Source organism: Streptomyces sp. NPDC041713 (assembly GCF_055591085.1).
The window spans coordinates 87,391-109,778 of record NZ_JBVIZY010000015.1 but is presented as its reverse complement, the minus strand read 5'-3'; the positions used below and the strand labels follow the sequence as shown (position 1 = coordinate 109,778).

The following is a 22,388-nucleotide window of genomic DNA, read 5'->3' as shown; positions in this document are numbered from 1 at the left end:
CGTGACGGCGATACCCTCTTTCACCGGCGACGCCAGCCCCTACGGCGGCGGCGAGCCCTACGCCGACTACCGCACGGCCGACTTCCCCTTCACCCAGTACGCCAACCTCGCCGACCGTCAGCTCGGCGCCGGTGTGATCGCCGCCAACGACGAGTTCTTCGCGATGCGCGAGAACCTGCTGCTCGCGCACCCCGCGGTGTTCGACCCCGAGCACTTCGGCCACAAGGGCAAGGTCATGGACGGCTGGGAGACCCGCCGTCGGCGCGGCGTCTCCGGCGAGCACCCCTGGCCCACCGCGGACGACCACGACTGGGCGCTCGTACGCCTCGGCGCCCCGGGCGTCATCCGCGGCATCGTCATCGACACCGCCCACTTCCGCGGCAACTACCCGCAGGCCGTGTCCGTCGAGGGCACCAGCGTGGACGGCTCGCCGACCCCCGAGGAGCTCCTCGCCGACGACGTGAAGTGGACGACCATCGTCCCGCGCACGCCGGTCGGCGGCCACGCGGCCAACGGCTTCGCGGTCGACGTCGAGCAGCGCTTCACGCACCTGCGCGTCAACCAGCACCCGGACGGCGGCATCGCCCGCCTGCGCGTGTACGGCGAGGTCGTCGCCGACCCCGCGTGGCTCGCCGCGCTCGGCACGTTCGACGTCGTCGCCCTGGAGAACGGCGGCCAGGTCGAGGACGCCTCCGACCGCTTCTACTCGCCGGCCACCAACACCATCCAGCCGGGCCGCTCCCGCAAGATGGACGACGGCTGGGAGACCCGCCGCCGCCGCGACAACGGCAACGACTGGATCCGCTACCGGCTCGTCCAGCAGGCCGAGGTCCGCGTCGTCGAGATCGACACCGCCTACCTCAAGGGCAACTCCGCCGGCTGGGCCGCCCTGTCCGTCCGGGACGGCGAGAGCGGCGAGTGGACCGAGGCGCTGCCCCGCACCCGGCTGCAGCCCGACACCAACCACCGCTTCGTCCTCGCCGCGCCGGTCGTCGGCACGCACGTGCGCGTCGACATCTTCCCGGACGGCGGCATCTCCCGGCTGCGCCTGTTCGGTTCGCTGACCGAGGACGGCTCGGCCAAGCTGGCCGCCCGTCACCAGGAGCTGGGCGGCTGATCCGCCCCCCCCCGAACGTGGGGCGTACCGGGTGGACAGCCCCGGTGCGCCCCACTCTCATGTCCGCGGCACGGAACGGTGCGACACATCACGGCACATGCGGCGGGTTACGCCGAGTGGCCGCCGTCCACGGCGAGTTCGGTGCCCGTGAGGTACGCGGCGTCGTCGCCGGCGAGATAGCCGACCAGCGACGCCACCTCGTCGGCCGAACCGAACCGGCCCAGCGCGGTGTTGTTCTTCTGCGGCTCCGCGAACGGCCCGTCCGCCGGGTTCAGTTCCGTGTCGATCGGGCCCGGGTGGATCAGGTTCACGGTGATGCCGCGCCCGCCGAGCTCGTGCGCGAGCGCCTTGGTCATGCCGGTCAGCGCCGATTTGCTCAGGGCGTACAGGGTGCCGCCGGGCCCGCCCGCGTACCGGGCGAGCGCCGTGCCGACGGAGACGATGCGGCCGCCGTCGCGCAGCAGCCCCGCGGCCGCCTGGGAGGCGAGGTACGCCGAGCGCACGTTGACGGCGAGTACCCGGTCGACGTCGCCGAGCGTCAGGTCGCCGATCGGGCCGAGTACGCCGATCCCCGCGTTGTTGACCAGGATGTCCAGGCGTCCCAGGTCGTCTGCCGCGCGCTCCACGGCGCCCGCCGCGTCCCCGGCGTCGGCCGCGTCCGCCCGGATCGCGAAGCCGCGCCGGCCCATCGACTCGATCTTCGCGACGACTTCGCGGGCCGCGTCCTCGTTCCGTACGAAGGTGATCGCGACGTCGGCACCGTCCGCGGCGAGGCGCAGCGCGATCGCCGCGCCGATGCCGCGGCTGCCGCCGGTGACCAGGGCGGTCCTGCCGTTGAGAGAAGACATGTCCGAACCTCTTCCGAGTGACTTTCAGTGGTTGCGGGTTCAATGAAAGTCACTCGCGGGGGTGTCGGCTGGCGGTCATCGGACACGGTTCTCCGCGGGTGGCCGGGCGGCCGGGTTGCCGGGTGGTGACGGGTGGTGAACTCCCGGAAAACTTCACAGACTTGACGTTGACACGCCAACCTCTACGCGCGTCACACTGGACCCATGCGAATCCCCCCACGAAGCCGATTCCTCGGCGCCACCGCCCTCGCCGCCGCCCTTCTCCTCGGCGGCCCCGCCGCGGTCACGGCGACCGCCGCCCCGGCCGCCCCCGCCGCCTCGACCGCCCCGGTCTCGTACGCCCCGGTCCCGTACGCGATCACCGCGGTCGGCGACATCTGTTACTCCGCGCTGCCCTCTCAGGCGCACGACACGCTCGACCTGATCGACAAGGGCGGCCCCTACCCGTTCCCGCAGGACGGCACCGTCTTCCAGAACCGCGAGAACGTGCTGCCGCAGCAGGGTTCCGGCTACTACCACGAATACACGGTCATCACGCCGGGCTCCGAGGACCGTGGCGCCCGCCGCATCGTCACCGGCGAGAAGAACCAGGAGGACTACTACACCGCCGACCACTACGCGTCGTTCGACCTGGTCGACCACGGCTGCTGAACGGACGGTTCTCGGGCGGGGCCTCAGTCCGTCCCCTCGCTCCGCGCGGCCGCGAACAGCGCGCAGGCCAGCACGATCAGGGCCACGCTCGCGTAGATCTCGTAGCCGTCGAGGAAGTCCAGGCGCTGTACGAGTCCCCAGCCGCGCAGTGCGCCGGTGAACCTGTCGACCAGGCCGCCCACGCCCTGGAACAGCAGGATCACACCGAGAAACTCCAGTAGCTGCTTCATGCGGAGATCCTCGCTCCGCGCCCCGGCCACGGGCATCGGCCGCGGGGCGAGGATCCTTTCCGCGGGCGGTCCGAAAGTCGACGGCCCGCGCGACTTTGGTCGACGGTCCTGCGCGGGACGCGGGCGGGGCCGCCACGGGTGCGTAGATTTGTCGACCATGAGCGGCACTGACCCCACGCGGCGCATCGAGTCCGAAGCGCCCGCGAGCGGCCCCCGGGACGGCGGCGCCTCCGCGGCGGGAGGCCGCGGCCTGCCCGGCAGCCGTCCCTGGACGCTGCCCTCCGCCATCGCCAGGGAGTTCGACCCGGCCCGCGCGGGGCGCAGGTCCAGGCGGACCGCGCGCGACTGGCTCGTCGACTTCAGCTGCTTCTGCGCCGCCGTCCTCATCGGCATGCTCGGCGCCGACGCCGTCAGCGCCAACCCGCATGTCTCCCCGGGGTACGCCGAGTTCGACCAGGTCGTCGGCGCGCTCGCCTGTGCCGCCGTCTGGCTGCGCAGGCGGTGGCCGACCGGGCTCGCGCTCGCCATGGTGCCGGTCGGGGTCGCCTCGGACACCGCGGGCGGCGCGGCCGCGGTGGCGCTCTTCACGCTCGCCGTGCACCGGCCGTTCCGGTACGTCGCGTGGATCGGCGGCGCCTCGATCGCGGTGGTCCCGCTCACGTTCTGGCTGCGGCCCGACCGCGACATGCCCTACGGCGTCGCCGTCGGATTCGGCGTCCTGGCGAGCGCGGCGGTCACCGGCTGGGGCATGTTCGTACGCTCCCGCCGCGAGCTCCTGCTCAGCCTGCGCGACCGCGCCGTCCGCGCCGAGAACGAGGCCGCGCTCCGCGCCGAACAGGCCCAGCGCCTGGCCCGCGAGGGCATCGCCCGCGAGATGCACGACGTGCTCGCGCACCGCCTCACCCTGCTCAGCGTGCACGCCGGGGCCCTGGAGTTCCGTCCCGACGCACCCCGCGCCGAGATCGTCCGGGCGGCGGGCGTCATCCGGGAGAGCGCGCACGAGGCGCTGCAGGACCTGCGTCAGGTGATCGGCGTCCTGCGGGGCGGCGAGGCGGACGTCGCGGGCCGCCCCCAGCCGACGCTGGCCGCCCTGGAGACGCTGGTCGCCGAGTCCCGCGACGCGGGCATGAAGGCCGTCCTCGACTGCCGCGTCGCGGACCCCGCCGCCGTGCCCGCCGCCCTCGGCCGCACCGCCTACCGCATCGCGCAGGAAGGCCTGACCAACGCCCGCAAACACGCCCCCGGCGCCGAGGTGACCGTGACCGTCGACGGCACGCCCGGCGCGGGCCTGACCCTGACCGTACGCAACCCCGCGCCGCCCGGCGACGTGCCCGAGGTGCCCGGCTCCGGGCAGGGCCTGATCGGGCTCGCCGAACGGGCCTCGCTGGCCGGCGGCAGGCTCTCGCACGCGCGCGGGCCCGACGGCGGATTCCACCTGGAGGCCTGGCTACCGTGGGCGTCATGAAACCGATCAAGCTGCTGCTCGTGGACGACGATCCGCTGGTGCGCGCAGGACTGTCCTTCATGCTCGGCGGCGCGGACGACATCGAGATCGTCGGCGAGGCGGGCGACGGCACCGAGGTCGCTCCGCTCGTCGGCGAACTCCGCCCGGACGTCGTCCTGATGGACATCCGCATGCCCACGATGGACGGCCTCGCGGCCACGGAGGCGCTGCGGCGGCGGCCCGGGGCGCCGGAGGTCATCGTCCTCACCACGTTCCACGCCGACGAGCAGGTGCTGCGTGCGCTGCGTGCGGGCGCGGCGGGCTTCGTGCTCAAGGACACCGCGCCGGCCGAGATCGTCGCGGCGGTCCGCGCGGTGGCCGCCGGCGAACCGGTGCTCTCGCCGACGGTGACCCAGCAGCTGATCACCCAGGTGACCGGGGTGGATCCCCAACTGGACCGCAGGCGGCGGGCGTTGGAGCGGCTGGAGACGCTGGGGGAGCGCGAGCGCGAAGTCGCCGTCGCGGTCGGCCGCGGCGGCTCCAACGCGGACATCGCCGCCGAGCTGTATCTGAGCGTCGCCACCGTCAAGGCGCACGTCTCGCGGATCCTGACGAAGCTGGGCCTCAACAACCGGGTGCAGGTCGCCCTGTTGGTGCACGACGCGGGTCTGCTGGACGACCAGGACGTCTGAGCGGAGCCGCTGCAGGGACGACCCGCACGGCGAGGGCGAGGGCCGGCGATGACCTAGGGGCTGATCCGAACGAACGGCCCTAGGACGGGCGGCCCAGGACCCCCTGATCAAGGAGCGCGGCCATGTGCGTGCGGGCAGGTTTACCGCTCGCGGTGCGTGCGACGGCGCTGTGCGCGACCTCGACCACGGACCGCGGGGCGAGGCCGAAGTCGGCCGTCACCCGGTGGGCGACATCGGACGGGTCGATGTGCTCGCCCCGTCGGGCCACCACGACCAGGGCGAACGAATCCTCGTACGGCAGCGCCACGCACTCGGCGACACCGGGCAGCTCCGTCGCCGACTGCTCGACGTCCGCGGCGAAGACGTTCACGCCGTTGACGCTGACGCGGTCGCTCCTGCGGCCGCTCAGATGGAGCCGGCCCGACCGCAGGCACCCCACGTCACCCGTGTCGAACCAGGCGACGCGGTGATCGGTGGTCCCGTCGTACCCGTTGAAGAGGGTGGCGCCGCGCAGTTGTACGGCACCGGCCTCGGCCTCCGCGCACTCCCGGCCCGACGCGTCGACGATCCGCAGGTCGAGACGGGGCATCGGGGCGCCGAGGCACGCCGTGGTGACGGGCCCTTCGGTGTGGAAGCCGGTCTCCGCGTCCGTGTAACGGTGCGAGGTGGCCATCAGGGCGGCCTCGGCGAGGCCGTAGCAGAACACCAGCGCCGTCGGGTCGAAGCCCCAGCCGCGGGTCGCGCCGACGAAGGTGTCGATCGACGGCTTGCGGATGGGTTCGGCCCCGCAGAAGACCGTGCGCCAGGCGCCGAACAGCCCGGCGTCGGGCGCCTCCTGCCCCGCCGCCTCCCCGATCCGCGCCGCCAGATAGCGCAGCATGAAGTCCGGGAAGGCGCTGTGCACGGCCTCCGCGTCGCGGACCAGGCGCAGGGCGGCGAGCGGCCTGCGCAGGAAGGTGCCCGGCTCCTCCACGACCAGGTCGATGCCGCGCACCAGCGAGGTCAGCACCCCGATGAGGCCCATGTCGTGATGGAGCGGCAGGGCGATGAGGCCCGCGTGGCCCGGCTTCATGCCCGCGACGTCGCTGATCGCCTCGATGTTGCCGAGGACGGCCCGATGGCTGAGCGGAATGGGCCGCGGCATGCCGGTGGAGCCGCTGGTGTACTGGATGAAGGCCACGTCCTCCGGGCCGCCCGGCGCGGGCCCCGGCGCGTCCCCCGAGCGCAGCACGAGCCGGAGCCCGGTCAGGCCGGGCCCGGACACGCGGAAGCCGTGGCGCGCGCCCTGCTGACGCGTCACCGCGGCGAAGTACCGCTCGACGGCCGCCCCGGGCACGTGCGGCTTGACGGAGACCGGCACCGCGCCCAGGTGGATCAGGCCGAGCAGGGCGAGCACCCCCTCCCTGGAGCTGCCGACGCGCAGCAGCACCCGGTCCCCGCGGCGCACCCCCTGGTCCGCGAAGCCGCCGGCCGCCGCGGCGACCTGCGCGGCGAACTCGGGGTACGTCAGGCGCTCCCGCCGGGCGGAGGTGCCGAAGGTGACGGTGGCCTCCGCACGGTGGGACTGCTCCGCGAGGGCCTCCTGCAGGGTGGTCGCGATCATGGCGTGCTCCTCGGGAGGTCGAGCAGGGCGTCGAGGTCGGCCCGCCGGATCCGCTTGGTGCCGCGGTCCACGAGCCCGAGCCGGACCCGGCCCCTGGCCACCACGGTGCCGTCGGCGCGCTCGACGTCCTGGACGAGTGTGAAGCTGTACGCGGTCCGCTCCGCCAGCGAGGTGCGCACGACGAGCCGGCCGACCGGGTCCCAGCCGACCGCCTCCAGGTAGTCGAGGCGCAGCTGCAGGACCACGGCGACGGGCGCGTCCTCGCGCAGGTCACCGCCCCAGGCGCGGCCCCACTCCCAGCGCCCCGTCTCCAGGAGCTGTACGTACACGCTGTTGTTGAGGTGGCCGGCCCAGTCGAAGTCGTTGGGGCGCAGGGCGACTTCGCAGGCGTGCTCCAGCGTCGGCGAGGGGGCGGTGGTCATGGGGTGTGTCCCTTGGTCATGGCGGTGTCCCTTCCCTCGCTCGGCGGCCGGACCAGGAGCACCACGACCGCGCCCGCCAGGTCGCCGGTGTGGCTGATCGACAGCTCGACGTCGATGAGCCGCTCCCGGCACCACGCGGCGATCCCTCCGTGCAGGCGCACCCGGGGCTGGCCCGCGGGGCCGTGCACCACCTCGACCTCGGGGAAGGTGTGCGCGGGCCCGCCGCCCATCGAACTGAGTGCCTTCACGAACGCCTCCTTGGCCGCGAAGAGGCCTGCCAGGGAGGCGTCCGGGTTCGGGCGGGAGCGGCAGTGCGCGCGCTCGCCCTCGGTGAACAGGGCGCCACTAGCGAGCAAGTGCCGCTTCTCGCGCAGCTCCGTCACGGACTGCAGATCGAATCCGGTCGACATCGTTCGTCCGCAGGCTGGCGAAGTAGGCACGCTTGAGGTCCTCGTACGACTGGGTGTGGATGCCGGTCACCTCGCGGACCAGGGCGAACACGCTGGTCAGCTTCTTCATGTGGACCGAGCCCTCGTGCAGGGCGTCGTCGCCGAGGCCGAACTCCTCCTCGGCGGTGCGGGTCCGCTCCCACCAGTTGACGAAGCCCTCGCGCTCGGTCTGCGCCGCACGGGCCGAGCCGAACGTCTCGCCGCCGTCGGGGCGGACCCAGGTGTACGCCATCGAGAGGACGTCCTTGATGGGGTAGACCCCGGACTCGACGAGTGCCTTGGCGAAGGAGGCGAAGTACTGCCGGTGCTGCACCTCGTCCTTCATGATCGTGTGGAAGACGTCGCGCACCAGGCCGTCCTCCGTGGTGCGGGACTGCCAGCCGTACGAGACGCAGGCCTCGATCTCGACGCAGGCCTGGAGGATGCAGACCCGGGCGTAGTTGTCGGTGGGGAAGGCGCCCCGGTGCTCGATCACCTCGTCCTCGTCGATCGGGTCGACGCCCGCCATCTCCATGAGCCGGCCGAAGGCGACCTCGTGGTGCGCCTCCTCCTCCAGCCAGTACCGGGCCGACCAGGCCGCGGCGATGTGCAGGACGTTGGCGCCGAGCGGGTTGGTCTCGCGTATCTCGTTGGCGAGCTTGACGCCGTCCACGGCGAGCCGGATGCCGGCGGGCTGGGTGGTGAGCTCGGCGCGCGAGGCGTGCCAGAGCGCCGCCTTGTCGCCCGGGGCGGGCCGGGACAGCCTGCGGCCGTCGAAGAGGGCGTCGGTGCCCCAGCGGCGCTGCTCGTGGTAGCTCTGCTGGACGCGCAGCACATCGCTGACGGTGGCTCCCGCGCGGAGCTCCTTGACGATGTCGGTCATGATCAGCATGGGTCGGGACGCCTTCCGGTCAGGAGGTGGTGGTGGCGAGCTGCTTGCCCAGCGCCGTGACGACGTCCTCGGCGGTGTGGTCGAGCGTCATCGTCGGCAGCTCCACGTCGTCGTCGACCCCGGTGTCGGCGAGGGCGCCCGCGAACGCGTCGAGCAGGTCGATGGAGTTGATGGCGTCCGGCGACGCGACCAGGACGGCGGAGAGCGGCCGTCCGTCGAAGACCTCCTCCTGCGGCAGGCCGAGCCGGCGCGCGACGTGGGTCCTGAGGTCGGCAAGCATGGATGTCTCCCTGTGGGTCGATGCTGCGGTGATGTCTCGGGCGCGCTGCCGGCGGGTGGCCGGAGCGGTCCAGTCGGGCGTGCGCCCGAGCGCCGCGAGGGCGAGATCGAGCGTCCTGGCTCCTCGGGCCGGGGTCAGCGCGGGACGGAACTGCGCGCCGGGCCCGAGCCTGCGCTCGTCGTCGGGCACCCGCAGCGCGAAGACGAGCGCGGCCTCGGCGACGTCGTCGTCGGGACGCGGGTCGAGGCCAATGGCCCGCGCCACGTCCCAGCCGTGCACGACGTGGTCGAGGAAGTGGAACCCGATGGCGACCGGGGCCGGGAAGGTGATCGTCGTGCTGATCTCCGGCAGGGCGAGCTCGCGCGTGAGTACGCCGCGTTGGGCGAAGGCTTCGAGGACTTCGTCGGCGGCGGCGCGGTAGGTCCGCACCGGGTCGTCGCCGAGTTCGACGGGCCGCCACACGGAGAGGTCCGCGCCGCCGCCCGCCGCCGCGGCGGCGAAGCCGCGGTGCTGGCCGGCCATGTGCGCGACCAGCTCACGGAGGTTCCAGTCCGCGCACGGAGTCGGCGCCGCCCAGTCCTCGGGTGTCGCCTGTTCCAGGATGCGGACGCTCTCCAGTACGGCCGTCCTGTCGAGCTTCCGGACGTCCATGGGGATCCTTTCGGCGAGTGGTGCCCAGGAGGGCGACCGCGGCGCACGTCGCCGTGTCCCCACGGTGCCCGGGCAGAAAAACAATAGCACGACCGTACGTTTAGTTATCGGGGATGCGCCGGATGCGCCGGTGAGTGGGGGCCCGGCTAGCCGGCCGCCGCCTCCGCGGCCCGTTCCGTGATGAACGCGGCCAGCCTGCCCACGCCCTCGCGGATCTGGCGCGGCGTCAGCGCGCTGCAAGAGAGCCGGAGTTGGTGGTCGCCGCCGCCGGCCAGGTAGAAGTCGCTCATCGGCGTCCAGAGCACACCGAAGGCGCGGGCGGAGTGCTCCAGGGCCTTGGTGTCCGCCACGAACGGGACGCGTACGACGAGGAAGAAGCCGCCGTCGGGGCGGTTCCAGTCGACCCCGAGCTCCCGCCGGCGGTCGGCCGGGAAGTGCCGTTCGAGCTCCGTGAGAAGGGTGTTGAGGTTGGTGCGGTAGTACGCGATGGCCTCCGCGTTGGCCTCGCGCAGCCGGCAGCCGGACTCGACCAGGAACCCGCCGATGACGGCCTGGCCGATGGCCGACGTGTTCACCGTCGTCATGCTCTTGATCTTCGAGAGCTGGTCGGCGAGCAGCGTCCGCTCGCCCGCGGGCCCGACCACCTCCTGGTCGGCCACCACGTAGCCGACGCGCGCGCCGGGCAGCGCGGTCTTCGAGAACGACCCCAGGTGCAGCACCCGGCGTGCGCGGTCCAGGGCCTTGAGGGTGGGCCGCGCCGAACCCTCCCGCACGAAGAACCCGTACGGATCGTCCTCCAGGATCAGCAGGTCCTCCTGGGCGGCGATCTCCAGGAGCCGTTCGCGGGCGGCGACGGTCATGCTCGCGCCGGACGGGTTGGCGAAGTCCGGGACCACGTACAGGGCGCGCGGCCGCCGTCCCTCGGCCCGGGTCTCCCGCACGGCGGCCAGGGCCGCGTCGGGGTCCGGGCCCGCGGCGCCCTCCGCGACGGGGCGCACGGCGATGTCGAGCACGCGTGCGGCGCCGGTGACCCCCACGTAGCAGGGGGAGCTGACGAGCAGGGTGTCCTCGGGGCGCGCGAAGAGGGCCCGCAGGGTGAGCAGCATCGCCTCCTGGCAGCCGGTCGTCACGACCACCGACTCCGGGCTGACGACGATGCCCTCGTCGTTGGCGAGGGTGCGGGCGATGAGGTCGTGGATGATGCCGTTGGTGCGCCCGTACTGGAAGAGCACCGTGCGCACCTGGTCACGCGTCCATCCGCGCTCCCGCTCCAAGTGGTCTGCGTAGGACCGGAGATGGCGTGCGAGGTCCTCGGGTTCGAACGTGCCCTCGGAGGGTCTGCCGGGCGCGAAGGAGACGGCGTCGGGGAAGCGCGCGACGACCTCGTTGAGGAAGTTCATCGCGTCGAGCACCGGATCGGTGAGCGAGCCGTGCAGTTCGCCGAGGTCGAGCGCTCCTGACGCGGGTGCGGGTGCGGGTGCGGGTGCGGGTGTGGCGGATGCGGGAGCGGTGGGTTCTGCCGTGATGTCTGCTGCGATGTCTGCCGTCGTGTCCGACGTCGTGTCTGCCATGGGGTCAGTCCTTCTTCGGGGCGTCGGCGAAGGCGGTGCGCAGATAGGTGGCCGCCTGCTCGATGGCGCGACGGCCCACGTCCAGCGTCCCCGCCATGGCGAAGAAGCCGTGGGCCACGCCCGGGTAGCGGGTGGCCTCGACGGGTACGCCGCTGTCGCGCAGGCGCTCCGCGTACTGCTCGCCCTCGTCGCGCAGCGGGTCGTACTCGGCGGTGATCACCAGGGCCTGCGGGAGACCGGAGTGGTCTGGGGCCCGCAGCGGGGAGACCAGGGGGTTCAGACCGTCCTCGGGCGAGGCCAGGTAGTTGTCCCAATACCACTGCACCGACTTGTCGTTGAAGAGCAGCGGATCGGTGTTCTCGCGGCGCGACGCGGTGTCCGCGAGGTGGTCGGTGTTGGGGTAGACCAGCAGTTGGGCCAGGATGTCCGGGCCCCCGGCGTCGCGCGCCATGAGCGAGACCACCGCGGCGAGGTTGCCGCCCGCGCTGTCGCCGCCGACGGCCACCCGCGCGGGGTCGCCGCCGAGCCGCCCGGCGTGCTCGACCGCCCAGCGCAGACCGGCGAGGCAGTCCTGCGGCGCCGCGGGGAACTTGTGCTCGGGCGCCAGGCGGTAGCCCACCGCGACGGTGAGGCAGCCGGCGGCGTTGGCGAGGCTCCGGCAGATCGCGTCGCTGGTCGCGAGGGAGCCGAGGGTCCAGCCGCCGCCGAAGTAGTAGACGAGCACCGGCAACGGGCCCTCGCCCGCGGGCCGGTAGACGCGCACGGGAAGCGGGCCCTGGGGCCCCGGGATCGACTCGTCGGTCACCCGCGCCACCGGCTCCGGGGACCCGGAGTCGGCCTGGATGGCGGCGAGGTCGGCGGCCCGCGCCTCCTGCAGGGTCATGGTGTACAGGGGACGGACCCCCTGCGCCGCGCGCTGGTCGTACAGCGCCTGGAGTTGTGGATCGAATGCCATGGTGCCTCCGGGCCAGAGCCGCGGTCCGGTCGACCGCGGTGCGTGTCGAGGTGTGGTGAGGGTCAAGGTGTGGTGCGTGTCGAGGTGTGGTGAGGATCAAGGTGTGTCGGGCAGCAGGGACGGTTTCGTCGCGACGGCGCGCAGCCGGTTCAGGATGCCCTCGGCCGCTCTCGCGTAGCAGGTGAAGTTCGCGTGCAGCACGGATTCGGAGTTGGCCATCTCCAGCAAGGCGACCAGCTCGAAGGCGAGTTGGGGGATGTCGGTGTCGGTGCGGACCTCACCCGCGTCCCTCGCCTCCGCGATCGACTGCTCGAGATAGGTGAACCAGCTGCCGTGGGCGCCGGCGACCGTGTCGTGGACCTTGCCCTCGCGTGCGTCGTACTCCGCCGAGACGGAGTAGAAGAAGCAGCCGCCGGGGAAGACCCGCTGTTCGGAGTAGGTGAGCCAGCTGATGCACAGGCTCCACAACCGGTGTATTCCCGAGGGGAGTTCACGGTTGGGCTGCACGACGTATTCGATGTAGATCTTGATGGCGGCGCGCACGGTGGCCAGTTGCAGCTCTTCCTTCGAGCCGAAGAGGGCGAAGACGCCGCTCTTGCTGAGCCCCAACTCGCCCGCCAGACGCCCCAGGGACAGCCCTTCGAGGCCTTCCACCGATGCGATCTCCACGGCGCGTCGCAGGATCACCTGCCGGGTCTGGTTTCCGCGTGCGATCCGCCCGTCGGTGCGGGTCGTGGTCACCCACCACCTCCTCAATCCCCCTGGTCGGGGGGTCCGTGTCCCAACGGTCGGACAGTGCGTGCCACTAAGTGGACGACCGTGCGGGCTTTGTGCAAGAGTACAGTTACTGTACGGCCGTGCGTTTAGTTTGGCGCACGGTCGAGGGGATACGGGGATGCGGGGGAGACGAACTGTGGCGGCGCTGACGTTGCGCGAGTACCGGGCCGAGGCGGAGGGGCGCCTCCCGGGGCCCGTGTGGGACTTCCTCGAAGGGGGCAGCGGCACCGAGTCGATGCTCTCGGCGGGGCGTGCCGCGCTCGACCGGATCCGGCTCCGCCCCCGCTGTCTCGTCGACGTCTCCACGTGCGACCCCGGCGTGACCCTGCTGGGTTCGCGGTGGGCCGCACCGCTGGGCATCGCGCCCATGGCCTACCACCAACTGGCGCATTCCGAGGGCGAGGTGGCGACCGCGCGAGCGGCCGGCGCGGCGGGTGTGCCGCTCACCGTCAGCATGTTCGCGAGCCGCACGCTGGAGGACATCGCCGAGGCGGCGAGCGGGCCCCTGTGGCTGCAGCTGTACTGGCTCAGGCGGCGGGAAGTGCTGGCGGAGCTCGTACGACGGGCGGAGGGCGCCGGTTACCAGGCGCTTGTGCTGACCGTGGACGCGCCGCGCGTGGCACATCGCCCGCGGGACGCGCGCAACGGCTTCGCCGTTCCCGCGGGCATGCGCGCGGTGAACGTCGACCCGGCCGTCATGGCCGCGTCCCACGGGGCCGCGGCGGGCGAGTCCGCCATTGCCCGGCATTCGAGGGAGCAGTTCGACCCGTCCATTACCTGGAGCGATCTCGCCTGGCTCCGTGAACGCACCTCTCTGCCCCTGGTATTGAAGGGTGTTCTCGCGTCCGAGGACGCCGAACTCGCTGTGAAATACGGTGTGGACGCGCTCGTCGTCTCGAATCACGGCGGCCGCCAGCTCGATTTCGCCGTCCCGGCCGTCGAGGCCCTCGAAGGGATCGTCGAGGCCGTGGACGGGCGCTGCCGGGTGATCCTCGACGGGGCGATCCGGCACGGCGCGGACATCGCGAAGGCGCTCTGTCTCGGTGCCGACGCGGTATTCGTGGGACGCCCCGTGCTCTGGGGGCTCGCGCATTCCGGGGCCGCGGGCGTCGCCGGCGTACTCCGGGTCCTGATGGACGAGTTCGAGGAAGTGATGGCGCTCATGGGGGCGCCACGAGTGGGGGACTTCGGGAATTCAGGAATTCTTCATCATTGATACGGGCTCTTTGCCTGTAATTGCTTGAGTCGATTCCCGTTCGCCCATTTATCGGGGTGGCCGGGATATTCGGCATGCCCTGAAAGGAACTTACTTGGAAGTAGTTATTTAACAGAAATCGTCACTTGATTACTCGATGGTAGTGAGCAACGATGGAGGTGTCGCCCAGGGGAAACGGTGGTTCTGACACCGTGGGGTTGTGGCGACCACCTGCCCGACATGTATATGGACAATGTCGTCACGAAGGCATTCGGGTTGTTCGCGGGTTTTCAGATGGGTGGGGATTCCAGTGGGGGAAACGGCACCGAAACGGTGCACCGAAGGCGCCTGGGTCGACGACATATTGCTCCAGGGCGAGGGGAGCGACATCGCCCTGCAGCTGGGCGAAGCCGTGAGCCGCGCACAACTCCGCGAGCTCGTCGCCGCCGAGCAGGCTCGTTTCGAAGCGGCGGGACTGACCGCGGGAGGCGTGGTCGCGGTGCGGCTGCCGCCCTCGCTCAGCTGTATCGTCGCGATGCTCGCCGGCTGGCGTACGGGCGCCCAAGTCGCCCTCCTCGACTACCGGTTGACCACCCACGAAGTGGGCAAGGCCATCGCGCGGCTGACACCGCAACTCGTCGTCGAGCCGGTCACCGACGTCAGCGGCACGCTCCGCGGCTTCTTCGACGTCACCTCCCGGATCACCCCCCTGCGCACCGGCCGTCCGGCCGCCACGCCGCACATCCTGCTCCAGCTCAGCTCCGGCTCCACCGGCCCCTCCAAGGTCATCGGACGCACCGCGGGCAGCCTGCTCGCGGAGATCGACCGGTACGGCAGGCTCGACGGCTACCCCCGCCGGGGCGAGCGCATCGTCGTCCTCGCCTCGATCGTGCACGTGCTCGGCCTGGTCGGCGGCCTCCTGTACGGCCTCGCGTGCGGTGCCCAAGTGGTCCTGCCCGCCCGCCAGACGGTCGACGGGATCCTCAAGGCGGTCGCCGCGGGAGACGAACCGACGACCATCCTCGGAGTCCCCTCGCAGGCGACGGTCCTCGCCGCCGCACAGAACCCGCCCCGACTGCCCCAGCTGCGCCGCATGATCACCGGCGGCGAACTCGTCAGGCCGGACGTCCGGGAGCGGTTCACCCGCGGCTATGACGCCGAACTCGGCGTCATGTACGGCATGACCGAAGCCGGCGTCATCGCCACCGACCTCACCGGAACCACCCGACCGGGCCTGACACCCGCGCCCGGCATGCGGGTACGGGTCGACGAGGGCCAGATCCTGCTCGCCCTGCCCACCTCCCCCTACGTCGGACCGTCCGACCCCACCCGCTTCGTGGACGGCTGGCTGCACACCAAGGACGCCGGCAGCCACGACGACGCCACCGGACTCCTCACCGTGCTCGGCCGGCTCGACTCACAGGTGTCCGTCGGCGGACTCAAGGTGGACCTCACGGAGATCGAGGCGTCCATCAGCGCCCTGCCCGGCATCACCGAGGCCGTGGTCGTCCACGGCACCGGCATCGAAGCCTTCGTGATGGTCGAGGAACGAGCCGTGTTCGACGGACTCGCGGACTGTCTCGCCGGCCGGCTCGCCCCCTACAAGCGGCCGCGCACCCTGCACGTACTGCCCGAACTGCCCCGCACCGCGACCGGAAAGCCGGTGCGCAACGCCGACGTGCTGCGCGCCGCCGCGCGGTCCGCCGCCGGGGTCTGACCCCGACTCAGCCCACCTCCGCCACGGACACCTCACGGACGTCGAGGCGCACGTCGCCCGCGCCCGGGGCGTCGCCGGCGCCCCCGTGCAACGCGACACCGACGACGCGCCGCCCGCCGTCCACCCGGACAGCGGTGGAGACGACATCCGGATCACCGGGCAACCGCCGCGGCGCCGAAGGAGCGTCGTCACCGGGCGGCCACTGACCGGGCAGCGGCACCCGGCGGCTCATGCCGCCGCGCCGCAGCCCCCGGCCGAGCGCCTTGCCGACCGACTCCTTCTGCGTCCACAGCCACAAGAACGCCACCGACTGCTCGTCCTCGGGCAGTGCCGTGACCCAGGCCGCCTCGGCGGGGTCCAGCCACGCCCGGGCCAGCGCCGCGGCACGCAGCCGCCGTACCACTTCCACGTCCACACCCACGGGGGCGAGGCCGGTCACCGCGACGGCCAGCGCCCCGCGCCCGTGAGCGACGCTCACGTGCAACGACCTGCCGGCACCGCCCAGTACCGGGCGGCCCCCGGCCTCGTGCTCCAACCAGATCTCGGACGGCGCGACACCGATCAGACCGGCCGCGGCCCGCACCACCAAGGTGTGCGCCCGGCGCCGCTCGTCGCCGTCCGTGGCGCACCACAGCACCGTCACCGCGTCCGGGGAACCGCCTGGATGCCTGTACATGAAACGGGAGTCAATCAAATGTCCGCTGAGGTTGAGAAGTTCATCATCGAGGCCCTGCAGAACATGAACTACGACGTTTCCGACGTGACCGGCGAGACCCCGCTCGGCCCGGCCGGCCTGGACCTCGAGTCCCTCTCCGTCGCGGAGATAGCCATCCAGGTCGAGGACACGTACGGCGTGAAGTTCGAGGAGGACGAGATGGAGACCGTCGCGCTCCTGACCGTCTCCGGCCTGGTCAAGGAGATCGTCGAGCGGGCGTCCGCGTCTGCGGCGACGGCCGGCTGAGTCTCCGAACACCGTCCCGGCACGCGGGCCGTACGCCGAGAGCACGATCCAGAGAGTGGAGACAACGGGGAATGCATCCCAAGAACGAGCGCGCAGAACTCGCCGGTGACCAAGGTCTCGGCGTCGGCAACGTGCTGACCACGCTGCTCGAACGGGGCACCGGCCTCGACGCCCCGAGCATCACCTTCGACACCGAGGTCGACGGGCACCCCGCCTGGCGTGCCCTCACCCTCGCCGAGCTGGGCGAGCGGGTCGCGGCCCGCGCCGCGGCCCTGCACGCCCTCGGGGTCAGGCCCCGCGACGTGGTCGCCGTCTTCGTGACGGCGGGCGCCGACCAGGTGCTCGGCTACCTCGCCCTGGCGCGTCTCGGCGCGATCCCCGCCCTGGTCAACGGGCGGGTCCCGGCCGAACAGGCGGGCGAGTACATCAAGCGGCTGCGGGCCGTGGGCGTCATCGCCGACGCCGCGCACTGGGGCTCCCTCAAGGACCTGGACATCGGCACACCGCTCCTCGCGGAGCCGGCCAACCTCGGCAAGGGCGACCCGGCCGACGCGCCCAAGGCCTACCGCCACCACGGCAACGAGCCGGTGGTCATCACCCACTCCTCGGGCACCACCGGGCTGCCCAAGGCCGTGACCCACTCGCACCACAGCCTCTTCGCCGCCATCCGCCACCGGCTCTCGCTCCCCAAGGGCCAGGGCATCGACCGGATGCTGGGCGCGCTGCCCTCGGCGCACGCGGCCACCGTCATCGCGGTCAACCTCGCGCTGACCAACCGCACCCAACTCGCCGTGCTCTCCCAGCAGTCCGGCGGCCCGGTGCTCGACGCCATCGAGTCCTGGCGGCCGCACGCCGTCCTCGGCTTCGCCACCACCTGGTCGGAGCTTGCGGGCCAGGACCTCTCGACCCGCGTCATGGACTCCGTACGGACCTGGTGGAACACCGGGGACTGCGCGCACGAGGCGCACATCCGCAAGCTCATCGCCGTCGGCACCCGCGAGTCCGTCACCAGCGAGGGGCGAGTCCGCACCCGGGGCTCGTTCTTCGTCGACGGCCTCGGCTCCACGGAGATGGGACACTCCCAGTTCCACATCACCCACACACCCGACACCAGCCGCTACGGCCGCTGCATCGGCAAGCCGCACGCCTTCTCCGACGTGGCGGTCGTCGACGACGCCGGCGAGAAGCTCGGCACGGGGCAGGTGGGCCAGCTCGCCATCAGCGCACCGACGCTCTCGCTCGGATACTGGAACGACTCGGTGACCACCTACCGCACGCGCAGGGACGGCTACTTCCTCACCGGCGACCTGGTCTTCCGCGACGAGGACGGCTACTACTACCACGTCGACCGCATGGTCGACTCGGTCGATCTGGGCGACGGCAAGAGGCTCTTCACCATGCTCTGCGAGGAGCAGGTCCTCGCGGACTGCTCCGACGTCCTCGAATGCACCGTCGTCGCGGTCAGGACCGACGGGCGGGTCGCCACCTCCGTCCTGCTCCTCCTCGACCCGCAGGCCGACCAGGAGGCCGACCGCACCCCCGAGGTGCTCGCCGCCCTGGACCCCCAAGTCGCCGCCACCGTCGAGCGCGTGGTGGTCGTCAGCCCGGACCGCATCCCCCTCGGCGCGACCGGCAAGGTCCGCAAGATCCTGCTGCGCCGGCGCTTCCTCGACGGCGAACTGCTCTCCGCCCAGGCCCCCGCGGGGGTGGCGGCATGACCCGTCCCAGCACGGGGCCCGGCGCCGTCGTCACCGGCCTCGGCGCCTTCACCCCGCTCGGCCGCGGCGCCGCGCAGAACTTCGACGCGCTGTGCCACGGCAAGTCGGGGCTGCGCAGGCCGCCCGAGGACCACCTCCTCGCGGGCAGCATCGACGTCGCGGGCATCGCGCCCGGCATCGAGGCGCGCGAGGTGCTGCCGCCCAGCGAGGGCCGGCTCGTCGACCGCTACGCCCTGATGGCGCTTGCCGCCGCGGACGACGCGCTCGCCGACGCGGGCCTGGTCGTCGGCCGCGACGTCGACCCGCACCGGGTCGCCGTGGTCGTCTCCAGCGGCGCGGGCGGACTCTCGACGTACGAGGCGCAGACGCAGGCCAGGGCGGAGCGCGGGCCCACCGCGGTCAGCCCGTACCTGCTGCCCGGCATGCTGCCGAACATGGCGGCCGCCCGCATCGCCATCAAACACGGGATACGGGGCTGGAGTTCGGCCATCGCCACCGCCTGCGCCGCCGGTGCCCACGCCGTCGCGGAGGCCGCCCGGCTGATCCGCTACGGCGAGGCCGACGTGGTGGTCTGCGGCGGCGCCGAGGCCCCGCTCAACCCGACATCCGCCCTCGCCTTCGCCCACGCCAGGGCGCTGGCCCAGGGCTGGGGCGACGATCCCGAGGCCGCCAGCCGCCCCTTCGACCGGCGCCGCAACGGCTTCGTGCTCGCCGAGGGCGCCGGCGTGCTCGTCGTCGAACGCGTCGAGCACGCCGACGCCCGGGGCGCCGCGGGCTACGCCGACCTCCTCGGCTGGGGCGCCACCACCGACGCCCACCGGCCCACCGCGCCGCGCCCCGACGGCGACGGAGCCGCGCACAGCATGCGCGGCGCGCTCGGCACCGCGGGCCTCACCCCCGAGGACATCGGCTACATCAACGCGCACGGCACGGCCACCAAGCTCGGCGACGTCGCCGAGACGAAGGCCGTACGGGCCGTGTTCGGGGCGAACACCCCCGCCGTCAGCAGCACGAAGTCGATGACGGGCCACCTCCTGGGCGGATCCGGCGCGGTGGAGGCGGCCTTCAGCGCCCTGGCCCTCTCCCGGGGCGTCCTGCCGCCCACCCACAACCTCGACGAGGTCGACCCCAACTGCGACCTCGACCACGTGCGGGGCGAGGCGCGGCAGCAGCGGGTGGACGCCGTGATCTCCAACTCGTTCGCCTTCGGCGGGCACAACGTCAGCCTGCTGCTCGGCACGGCCAGCAGCCGCAAGAAGCGTTAAAGGAAAGGGAATCGTGGACATCGGAGCTGTCGACCACATCGAGTTCTACGTCGGGGACGCCCAGCAGTCGGCGTTCTACCTGTGCACCGCGTTCGGCTTCCGGGTGTGCGGGCAGGCGGGCCCCGAGACGGGCCAGGCCGACCGGCGCTCACTGCTGCTGCGCCAGGGCGGCATCGAGATCGTGCTCACCTCCGCGCTGACCCCCGAGCACCCCGCGGCCGCGTACGTGGCCCGGCACGGTGACGGCGTGGCCAACATCGCGTTCGAAGTCACCGACGCCACCAAGGCGTTCGCCCTCGCCGTGGAGCGCGGCGCCACCGTCGTCGAGGAGCCCCGCACCCACACCAAGGACGGCACCGAGGTGGTCACCGCCTCCGTGCTCGGCTTCGGCGACGTCGCCCACCGCTTCGTGCAGCGCACCGGCGACCGCTCCGAGTTCCTGCCCGGCGTGATGGACATCATCGCCGAGGACCCGGACGAGGGCGCGCACCTGCTGACCACCGTGGACCACGCGGCGATCTGCCTGCCCGCGGGCCAGCTGCGGCCCACCGTCGCCTTCTACGAGAAGGTCTTCGGATTCCGCCAGATCTTCGAGGAGTTCATCGAGGTCGGCGAGCAGGCCATGGACTCCAAGGTGGTGCAGAGCCCCTCCGAGAAGGTGACCTTCACCCTCATCGAGCCGGTGACCGACCGCAAGCCGGGCCAGATCGACGGCTTCCTCGCCCGGCACGGCGGCGCCGGCGTACAGCACCTCGCGCTCCTGGCCGACGACATCGTCTCCGCGGTGCCCGCCCTGGAGGCGCGCGGCGTGCGGTTCCTGGAGACGCCCGACGCCTACTACGACGAGCTGGAAGAGCGCATGGGCCGCCCGGACCTCAAGACCGAGGACCTGCGGCGCACCAACGTCCTGGTCGACCAGGACCACTGGGGCCAGGTCTTCCAGATCTTCACCCAGTCCCCGCACGTCAGGAAGACCTTCTTCTGGGAGGTCATCGACCGCCACGGCGCCAAGACGTTCGGCAGCGGCAACATCAAGGCCCTCTACGAGGCCGTGGCCCGCGAGAAGGCGACCGCCTGACCGCCGCGGCCCCTCATCCGCAGCGCAGCCCGCACCGCAGCACTCGCACCGAAGGAAGACCCGTGACCGTATCTGACCCCACGCTCTTCGCCCTGACGGAGGAGGAGCGCGCACTCCTCCCCACCGACGAGGACGTCCACTTCTACGCCGAGCACGGCTGGTACCTGTCCAAGAAGCTCTTCACCGACGAGGAGATCGACCTCCTGGAGTCGGCGAGCGAGAACTTCTACGCCGGCCACCGCGACCGCACCCTGCCGGTGCGCCCGCCCAAGCTGGCGTACTGGGAGCCGGAGCACGGCCCGGTCCAGCGCCACAACGACTACATCCACTACGAGGACGACACGATCGGCCGCATCCTGCGCAAGCCGCTGCTCGGCGCGGTGGCCGCGAGGATCGCCGAGGCCGAGCAGATCCGGGTGTTCCAGTCCACCCTGATCCTCAAGCCGCCGGTGGCCGAGGAGCAGTCGAACATCGTGCCCTGGCACTTCGACCGGCACTACTGGGCCACCTGCACCTCCGAGCGGATGCTGACGGCGTTCATCCCCTTCCACGACTGCGGCGAGGAGATGGGCACGATCACCATGGTGGACGGCAGCCACCGGTGGAAGGAGATCGCGGAGAACGACGCGACGTCGCTGCACTTCGCCGAGCGCGACCGCAGCGAACTGGAGGTCATGCTGGAGGAGAACGCCCGCTACAACGGCGTCGAGGTCCGCAAGATCCCGGTGAACATCCCCAAGGGCCACGTCAACTTCCACCACTGCCGCACCTACCACGGCAGCGGCGCGAACGTCAGCGACCGCCCGCGCCGCGCCATCTCCTTCCACCTGCAGGACGGCGAGAACCGCTACCGCGAGTTCCGCCGCTCGGACGGCGCCGAGGTCGCCTACAACCACGACGTGCTGGTGCGCAGGACCGCCGCGGGCACGCCGGACTACAGCGACCCCGAGTACCTGCCCTTGCTGTGGAGCAGCCGCTGATGCGCAGTGCCGCGGTGGTCGGAACCGGTCTGATCGGTACGTCCGTCGCCCTGGCCCTGCGGGGCCGGGGCGTGCACGTCCACCTCATCGACCGCGACCCCGAGGTGGCGGCGGTCGCAGCCGACCTCGGGGCCGGCGTGGTCGGCTTCCCGCGCACACCGGTGGACCTCGCCGTCATCGCCGTACCCCCGCAGCATGTCGCGGCGACCCTGCACGAGTACCAACTGCGGGAGCTGGCACAGGACTTCACCGATGTGGCGAGCGTCAAGGTGCGGCCGCAGGAGGAGGCGGCGGAGCTCGGCTGCGACCTGACCCGCTACCTCGGCGGCCACCCCATGGCGGGCCGGGAGCAGTCCGGGCCGCTCGCGGCGCAGGGCGACCTGTTCCGCGGCAGGCCGTGGGTGCTCACGCCGACCGCGCAGACCGGTGAGCCGACCGTGCGGCGGGTGCGGGAGCTGGCCGCGCTCTGCGGGGCGCGGCCCCTGGTGATGGCGCACGCCGCGCACGACAGGGCAGTGGCCCTCACCTCGCACGCCCCGCACGTGGTGGCGAGCCTGGTGGCCGCCCGCCTCCTCGACGGGGACGCGTCCCAGCTCCAGCTCGCCGGGCAGGGGCTGCGCGACGTGACGCGGATCGCCGGCGGCGACGCGGAGCTGTGGACCGACATCCTCGGCTCGAACGCCACGGCGGTCGCCGAGGTCCTCGCCGAGGTCGCCCTCGACCTCGGCACGCTCGTGGACGCGCTGCGGGACATGGGCGCGGCCTCGCCCGCCGTGCCGCCCGAGCGGTACGGCAGCAGCAGGGCGCACCTGGCCTCGGCCCTGGTGCGCGGGGTGCGGGGACGCGGCCTGATCCCGGGGGTGGCCTCGGGCGAACCGCGCCTTACCGGTGTGGCGGCCGGTACCTGAGATGG

At 72.3% G+C, this 22,388-nt stretch carries 23 protein-coding genes; 12 read left to right on the top strand and 11 right to left on the bottom strand.

Annotation, left to right across the window (positions count from 1 at the left end; translation table 11 throughout):
- The first annotated feature begins 1 nt into the window (after position 1).
- A complete protein-coding gene (alc, locus tag ACZ6CV_RS32690; protein ID WP_469254890.1) occupies positions 2 to 1,117 on the top strand; it encodes an allantoicase in 1,116 nt (371 codons plus the stop codon).
- A gap of 107 nt (positions 1,118 to 1,224) precedes the next feature.
- On the opposite strand, the gene ACZ6CV_RS32685 is transcribed toward alc, so the two are convergent.
- Positions 1,225 to 1,965, bottom strand: a complete 741-nt coding sequence (locus tag ACZ6CV_RS32685; protein ID WP_469254888.1) for an SDR family NAD(P)-dependent oxidoreductase — start codon at positions 1,963 to 1,965, stop codon at positions 1,225 to 1,227.
- A gap of 204 nt (positions 1,966 to 2,169) precedes the next feature.
- Between ACZ6CV_RS32685 and ACZ6CV_RS32680 the strand changes: the two genes are divergently transcribed.
- The gene (locus ACZ6CV_RS32680; protein WP_469254886.1) at positions 2,170 to 2,616 is read left to right on the top strand and encodes a guanyl-specific ribonuclease; all 447 of its coding nucleotides are present in this window, start codon (positions 2,170 to 2,172) and stop codon (positions 2,614 to 2,616) included.
- Positions 2,617 to 2,639: 23 nt separating this feature from the next.
- Here the strand turns inward: ACZ6CV_RS32680 and ACZ6CV_RS32675 are convergent, their stop codons facing one another.
- A complete protein-coding gene (locus tag ACZ6CV_RS32675; protein WP_469254885.1) occupies positions 2,640 to 2,846 on the bottom strand; it encodes a hypothetical protein in 207 nt (68 codons plus the stop codon).
- Between the two features lie 157 nt (positions 2,847 to 3,003).
- Here ACZ6CV_RS32675 and ACZ6CV_RS32670 point away from each other — a divergent pair, with 157 nt between their 5' ends.
- Together ACZ6CV_RS32670 and ACZ6CV_RS32665 are read left to right on the top strand one after the other, a co-directional pair.
- Complete coding sequence (locus ACZ6CV_RS32670) at positions 3,004 to 4,311, top strand: sensor histidine kinase (RefSeq protein ID WP_469254884.1); 1,308 nt, start codon at positions 3,004 to 3,006, stop codon at positions 4,309 to 4,311.
- The gene (locus ACZ6CV_RS32665; protein ID WP_469254882.1) at positions 4,308 to 4,982 is read left to right on the top strand and encodes a response regulator; all 675 of its coding nucleotides are present in this window, start codon (positions 4,308 to 4,310) and stop codon (positions 4,980 to 4,982) included. Before ACZ6CV_RS32670 ends, ACZ6CV_RS32665 begins: the two co-directional genes overlap by 4 nt.
- A 79-nt stretch (positions 4,983 to 5,061) precedes the next feature.
- Here ACZ6CV_RS32665 and ACZ6CV_RS32660 read toward each other — a convergent pair whose 3' ends face one another.
- From ACZ6CV_RS32660 to ACZ6CV_RS32625, 8 genes are all read right to left on the bottom strand, one after another.
- On the bottom strand, positions 5,062 to 6,585 hold the full coding sequence (locus ACZ6CV_RS32660) for an AMP-binding protein (RefSeq protein WP_469254880.1): 1,524 nt from the start codon (positions 6,583 to 6,585) through the stop codon (positions 5,062 to 5,064).
- Positions 6,582 to 7,007, bottom strand: a complete 426-nt coding sequence (locus ACZ6CV_RS32655; RefSeq protein ID WP_469254878.1) for an acyl-CoA thioesterase — start codon at positions 7,005 to 7,007, stop codon at positions 6,582 to 6,584. Before ACZ6CV_RS32655 ends, ACZ6CV_RS32660 begins: the two co-directional genes overlap by 4 nt.
- A complete protein-coding gene (locus ACZ6CV_RS32650; RefSeq protein ID WP_469254877.1) occupies positions 7,004 to 7,363 on the bottom strand; it encodes a holo-ACP synthase in 360 nt (119 codons plus the stop codon). Before ACZ6CV_RS32650 ends, ACZ6CV_RS32655 begins: the two co-directional genes overlap by 4 nt.
- Positions 7,353 to 8,327 (bottom strand): ferritin family protein, encoded by a 975-nt coding sequence (locus ACZ6CV_RS32645; protein WP_469254875.1) that lies wholly within the window; start codon positions 8,325 to 8,327, stop codon positions 7,353 to 7,355. Before ACZ6CV_RS32645 ends, ACZ6CV_RS32650 begins: the two co-directional genes overlap by 11 nt.
- Before the next feature lie 19 nt (positions 8,328 to 8,346).
- On the bottom strand, positions 8,347 to 9,258 hold the full coding sequence (locus ACZ6CV_RS32640; protein ID WP_469254873.1) for a TIGR03086 family metal-binding protein: 912 nt from the start codon (positions 9,256 to 9,258) through the stop codon (positions 8,347 to 8,349).
- 146 nt (positions 9,259 to 9,404) lie between these two features.
- Positions 9,405 to 10,829, bottom strand: a complete 1,425-nt coding sequence (locus ACZ6CV_RS32635) for an aminotransferase-like domain-containing protein (protein WP_469254871.1) — start codon at positions 10,827 to 10,829, stop codon at positions 9,405 to 9,407.
- Positions 10,830 to 10,833: 4 nt separating this feature from the next.
- Complete coding sequence (locus ACZ6CV_RS32630) at positions 10,834 to 11,784, bottom strand: alpha/beta hydrolase (RefSeq protein ID WP_469254869.1); 951 nt, start codon at positions 11,782 to 11,784, stop codon at positions 10,834 to 10,836.
- Positions 11,785 to 11,880: 96 nt separating this feature from the next.
- Complete coding sequence (locus tag ACZ6CV_RS32625; protein ID WP_469254867.1) at positions 11,881 to 12,525, bottom strand: TetR/AcrR family transcriptional regulator; 645 nt, start codon at positions 12,523 to 12,525, stop codon at positions 11,881 to 11,883.
- Positions 12,526 to 12,697: 172 nt separating this feature from the next.
- Between ACZ6CV_RS32625 and ACZ6CV_RS32620 the strand changes: the two genes are divergently transcribed.
- Together ACZ6CV_RS32620 and ACZ6CV_RS32615 are read left to right on the top strand one after the other, a co-directional pair.
- Positions 12,698 to 13,777: an alpha-hydroxy acid oxidase gene (locus tag ACZ6CV_RS32620; RefSeq protein WP_469254865.1), complete on the top strand. Its 1,080-nt coding sequence runs from the start codon at positions 12,698 to 12,700 to the stop codon at positions 13,775 to 13,777.
- A gap of 289 nt (positions 13,778 to 14,066) precedes the next feature.
- Positions 14,067 to 15,473 (top strand): class I adenylate-forming enzyme family protein, encoded by a 1,407-nt coding sequence (locus ACZ6CV_RS32615; RefSeq protein WP_469254863.1) that lies wholly within the window; start codon positions 14,067 to 14,069, stop codon positions 15,471 to 15,473.
- 7 nt (positions 15,474 to 15,480) lie between these two features.
- On the opposite strand, the gene ACZ6CV_RS32610 is transcribed toward ACZ6CV_RS32615, so the two are convergent.
- The gene (locus tag ACZ6CV_RS32610) at positions 15,481 to 16,149 is read right to left on the bottom strand and encodes a 4'-phosphopantetheinyl transferase family protein (RefSeq protein ID WP_469254861.1); all 669 of its coding nucleotides are present in this window, start codon (positions 16,147 to 16,149) and stop codon (positions 15,481 to 15,483) included.
- An 18-nt stretch (positions 16,150 to 16,167) separates the two neighbouring features.
- Between ACZ6CV_RS32610 and ACZ6CV_RS32605 the strand changes: the two genes are divergently transcribed.
- The 6 genes from ACZ6CV_RS32605 to ACZ6CV_RS32580 all read left to right on the top strand — a co-directional run bounded on the left by ACZ6CV_RS32605 (position 16,168) and on the right by ACZ6CV_RS32580 (position 22,383).
- Positions 16,168 to 16,434 carry an acyl carrier protein gene (locus ACZ6CV_RS32605; RefSeq protein WP_098245803.1) on the top strand — a complete coding sequence of 89 codons (267 nt, stop codon included), beginning with the start codon at positions 16,168 to 16,170 and terminating at the stop codon, positions 16,432 to 16,434.
- A gap of 71 nt (positions 16,435 to 16,505) precedes the next feature.
- Positions 16,506 to 18,152, top strand: coding sequence for a class I adenylate-forming enzyme family protein (locus ACZ6CV_RS32600; protein ID WP_469254859.1), 1,647 nt, complete (start codon positions 16,506 to 16,508; stop codon positions 18,150 to 18,152).
- Entirely contained in the window at positions 18,149 to 19,417 is a 1,269-nt protein-coding gene (locus ACZ6CV_RS32595) for a beta-ketoacyl-[acyl-carrier-protein] synthase family protein (protein WP_469254857.1), read from the top strand. The genes ACZ6CV_RS32600 and ACZ6CV_RS32595 overlap by 4 nt, the downstream gene beginning before the upstream one ends.
- Before the next feature lie 13 nt (positions 19,418 to 19,430).
- Entirely contained in the window at positions 19,431 to 20,495 is a 1,065-nt protein-coding gene (hppD, locus tag ACZ6CV_RS32590; RefSeq protein WP_469254855.1) for a 4-hydroxyphenylpyruvate dioxygenase, read from the top strand.
- 62 nt (positions 20,496 to 20,557) lie between these two features.
- Positions 20,558 to 21,475 (top strand): phytanoyl-CoA dioxygenase family protein, encoded by a 918-nt coding sequence (locus ACZ6CV_RS32585; RefSeq protein WP_469254853.1) that lies wholly within the window; start codon positions 20,558 to 20,560, stop codon positions 21,473 to 21,475.
- Positions 21,475 to 22,383 (top strand): prephenate dehydrogenase, encoded by a 909-nt coding sequence (locus ACZ6CV_RS32580; protein ID WP_469254852.1) that lies wholly within the window; start codon positions 21,475 to 21,477, stop codon positions 22,381 to 22,383. The genes ACZ6CV_RS32585 and ACZ6CV_RS32580 overlap by 1 nt, the downstream gene beginning before the upstream one ends.
- The last annotated feature ends 5 nt before the right edge of the window (positions 22,384 to 22,388 follow it).

Bases quoted from the DNA above. Each gene is read 5' to 3' on its own strand.
- ACZ6CV_RS32675 (WP_469254885.1), bottom strand. From the start codon at position 2,846: ATGAAGCAGCTACTGGAGTTTCTCGGTGTGATCCTGCTGTTCCAGGGC.
- ACZ6CV_RS32640 (WP_469254873.1), bottom strand. From the start codon at position 9,258: ATGGACGTCCGGAAGCTCGACAGGACGGCCGTACTGGAGAGCGTCCGC.
- ACZ6CV_RS32660 (WP_469254880.1), bottom strand. From the start codon at position 6,585: ATGATCGCGACCACCCTGCAGGAGGCCCTCGCGGAGCAGTCCCACCGT.
- ACZ6CV_RS32595 (WP_469254857.1), top strand. From the start codon at position 18,149: ATGACCCGTCCCAGCACGGGGCCCGGCGCCGTCGTCACCGGCCTCGGC.
- ACZ6CV_RS32600 (WP_469254859.1), top strand. From the start codon at position 16,506: ATGCATCCCAAGAACGAGCGCGCAGAACTCGCCGGTGACCAAGGTCTC.
- ACZ6CV_RS32680 (WP_469254886.1), top strand. From the start codon at position 2,170: ATGCGAATCCCCCCACGAAGCCGATTCCTCGGCGCCACCGCCCTCGCC.
- ACZ6CV_RS32605 (WP_098245803.1), top strand. From the start codon at position 16,168: ATGTCCGCTGAGGTTGAGAAGTTCATCATCGAGGCCCTGCAGAACATG.
- ACZ6CV_RS32645 (WP_469254875.1), bottom strand. From the start codon at position 8,327: ATGCTGATCATGACCGACATCGTCAAGGAGCTCCGCGCGGGAGCCACC.
- ACZ6CV_RS32670 (WP_469254884.1), top strand. From the start codon at position 3,004: ATGAGCGGCACTGACCCCACGCGGCGCATCGAGTCCGAAGCGCCCGCG.
- ACZ6CV_RS32580 (WP_469254852.1), top strand. From the start codon at position 21,475: ATGCGCAGTGCCGCGGTGGTCGGAACCGGTCTGATCGGTACGTCCGTC.
- ACZ6CV_RS32610 (WP_469254861.1), bottom strand. From the start codon at position 16,149: ATGTACAGGCATCCAGGCGGTTCCCCGGACGCGGTGACGGTGCTGTGG.
- ACZ6CV_RS32665 (WP_469254882.1), top strand. From the start codon at position 4,308: ATGAAACCGATCAAGCTGCTGCTCGTGGACGACGATCCGCTGGTGCGC.
- ACZ6CV_RS32630 (WP_469254869.1), bottom strand. From the start codon at position 11,784: ATGGCATTCGATCCACAACTCCAGGCGCTGTACGACCAGCGCGCGGCG.
- ACZ6CV_RS32655 (WP_469254878.1), bottom strand. From the start codon at position 7,007: ATGACCACCGCCCCCTCGCCGACGCTGGAGCACGCCTGCGAAGTCGCC.
- ACZ6CV_RS32685 (WP_469254888.1), bottom strand. From the start codon at position 1,965: ATGTCTTCTCTCAACGGCAGGACCGCCCTGGTCACCGGCGGCAGCCGC.
- ACZ6CV_RS32635 (WP_469254871.1), bottom strand. From the start codon at position 10,829: ATGGCAGACACGACGTCGGACACGACGGCAGACATCGCAGCAGACATC.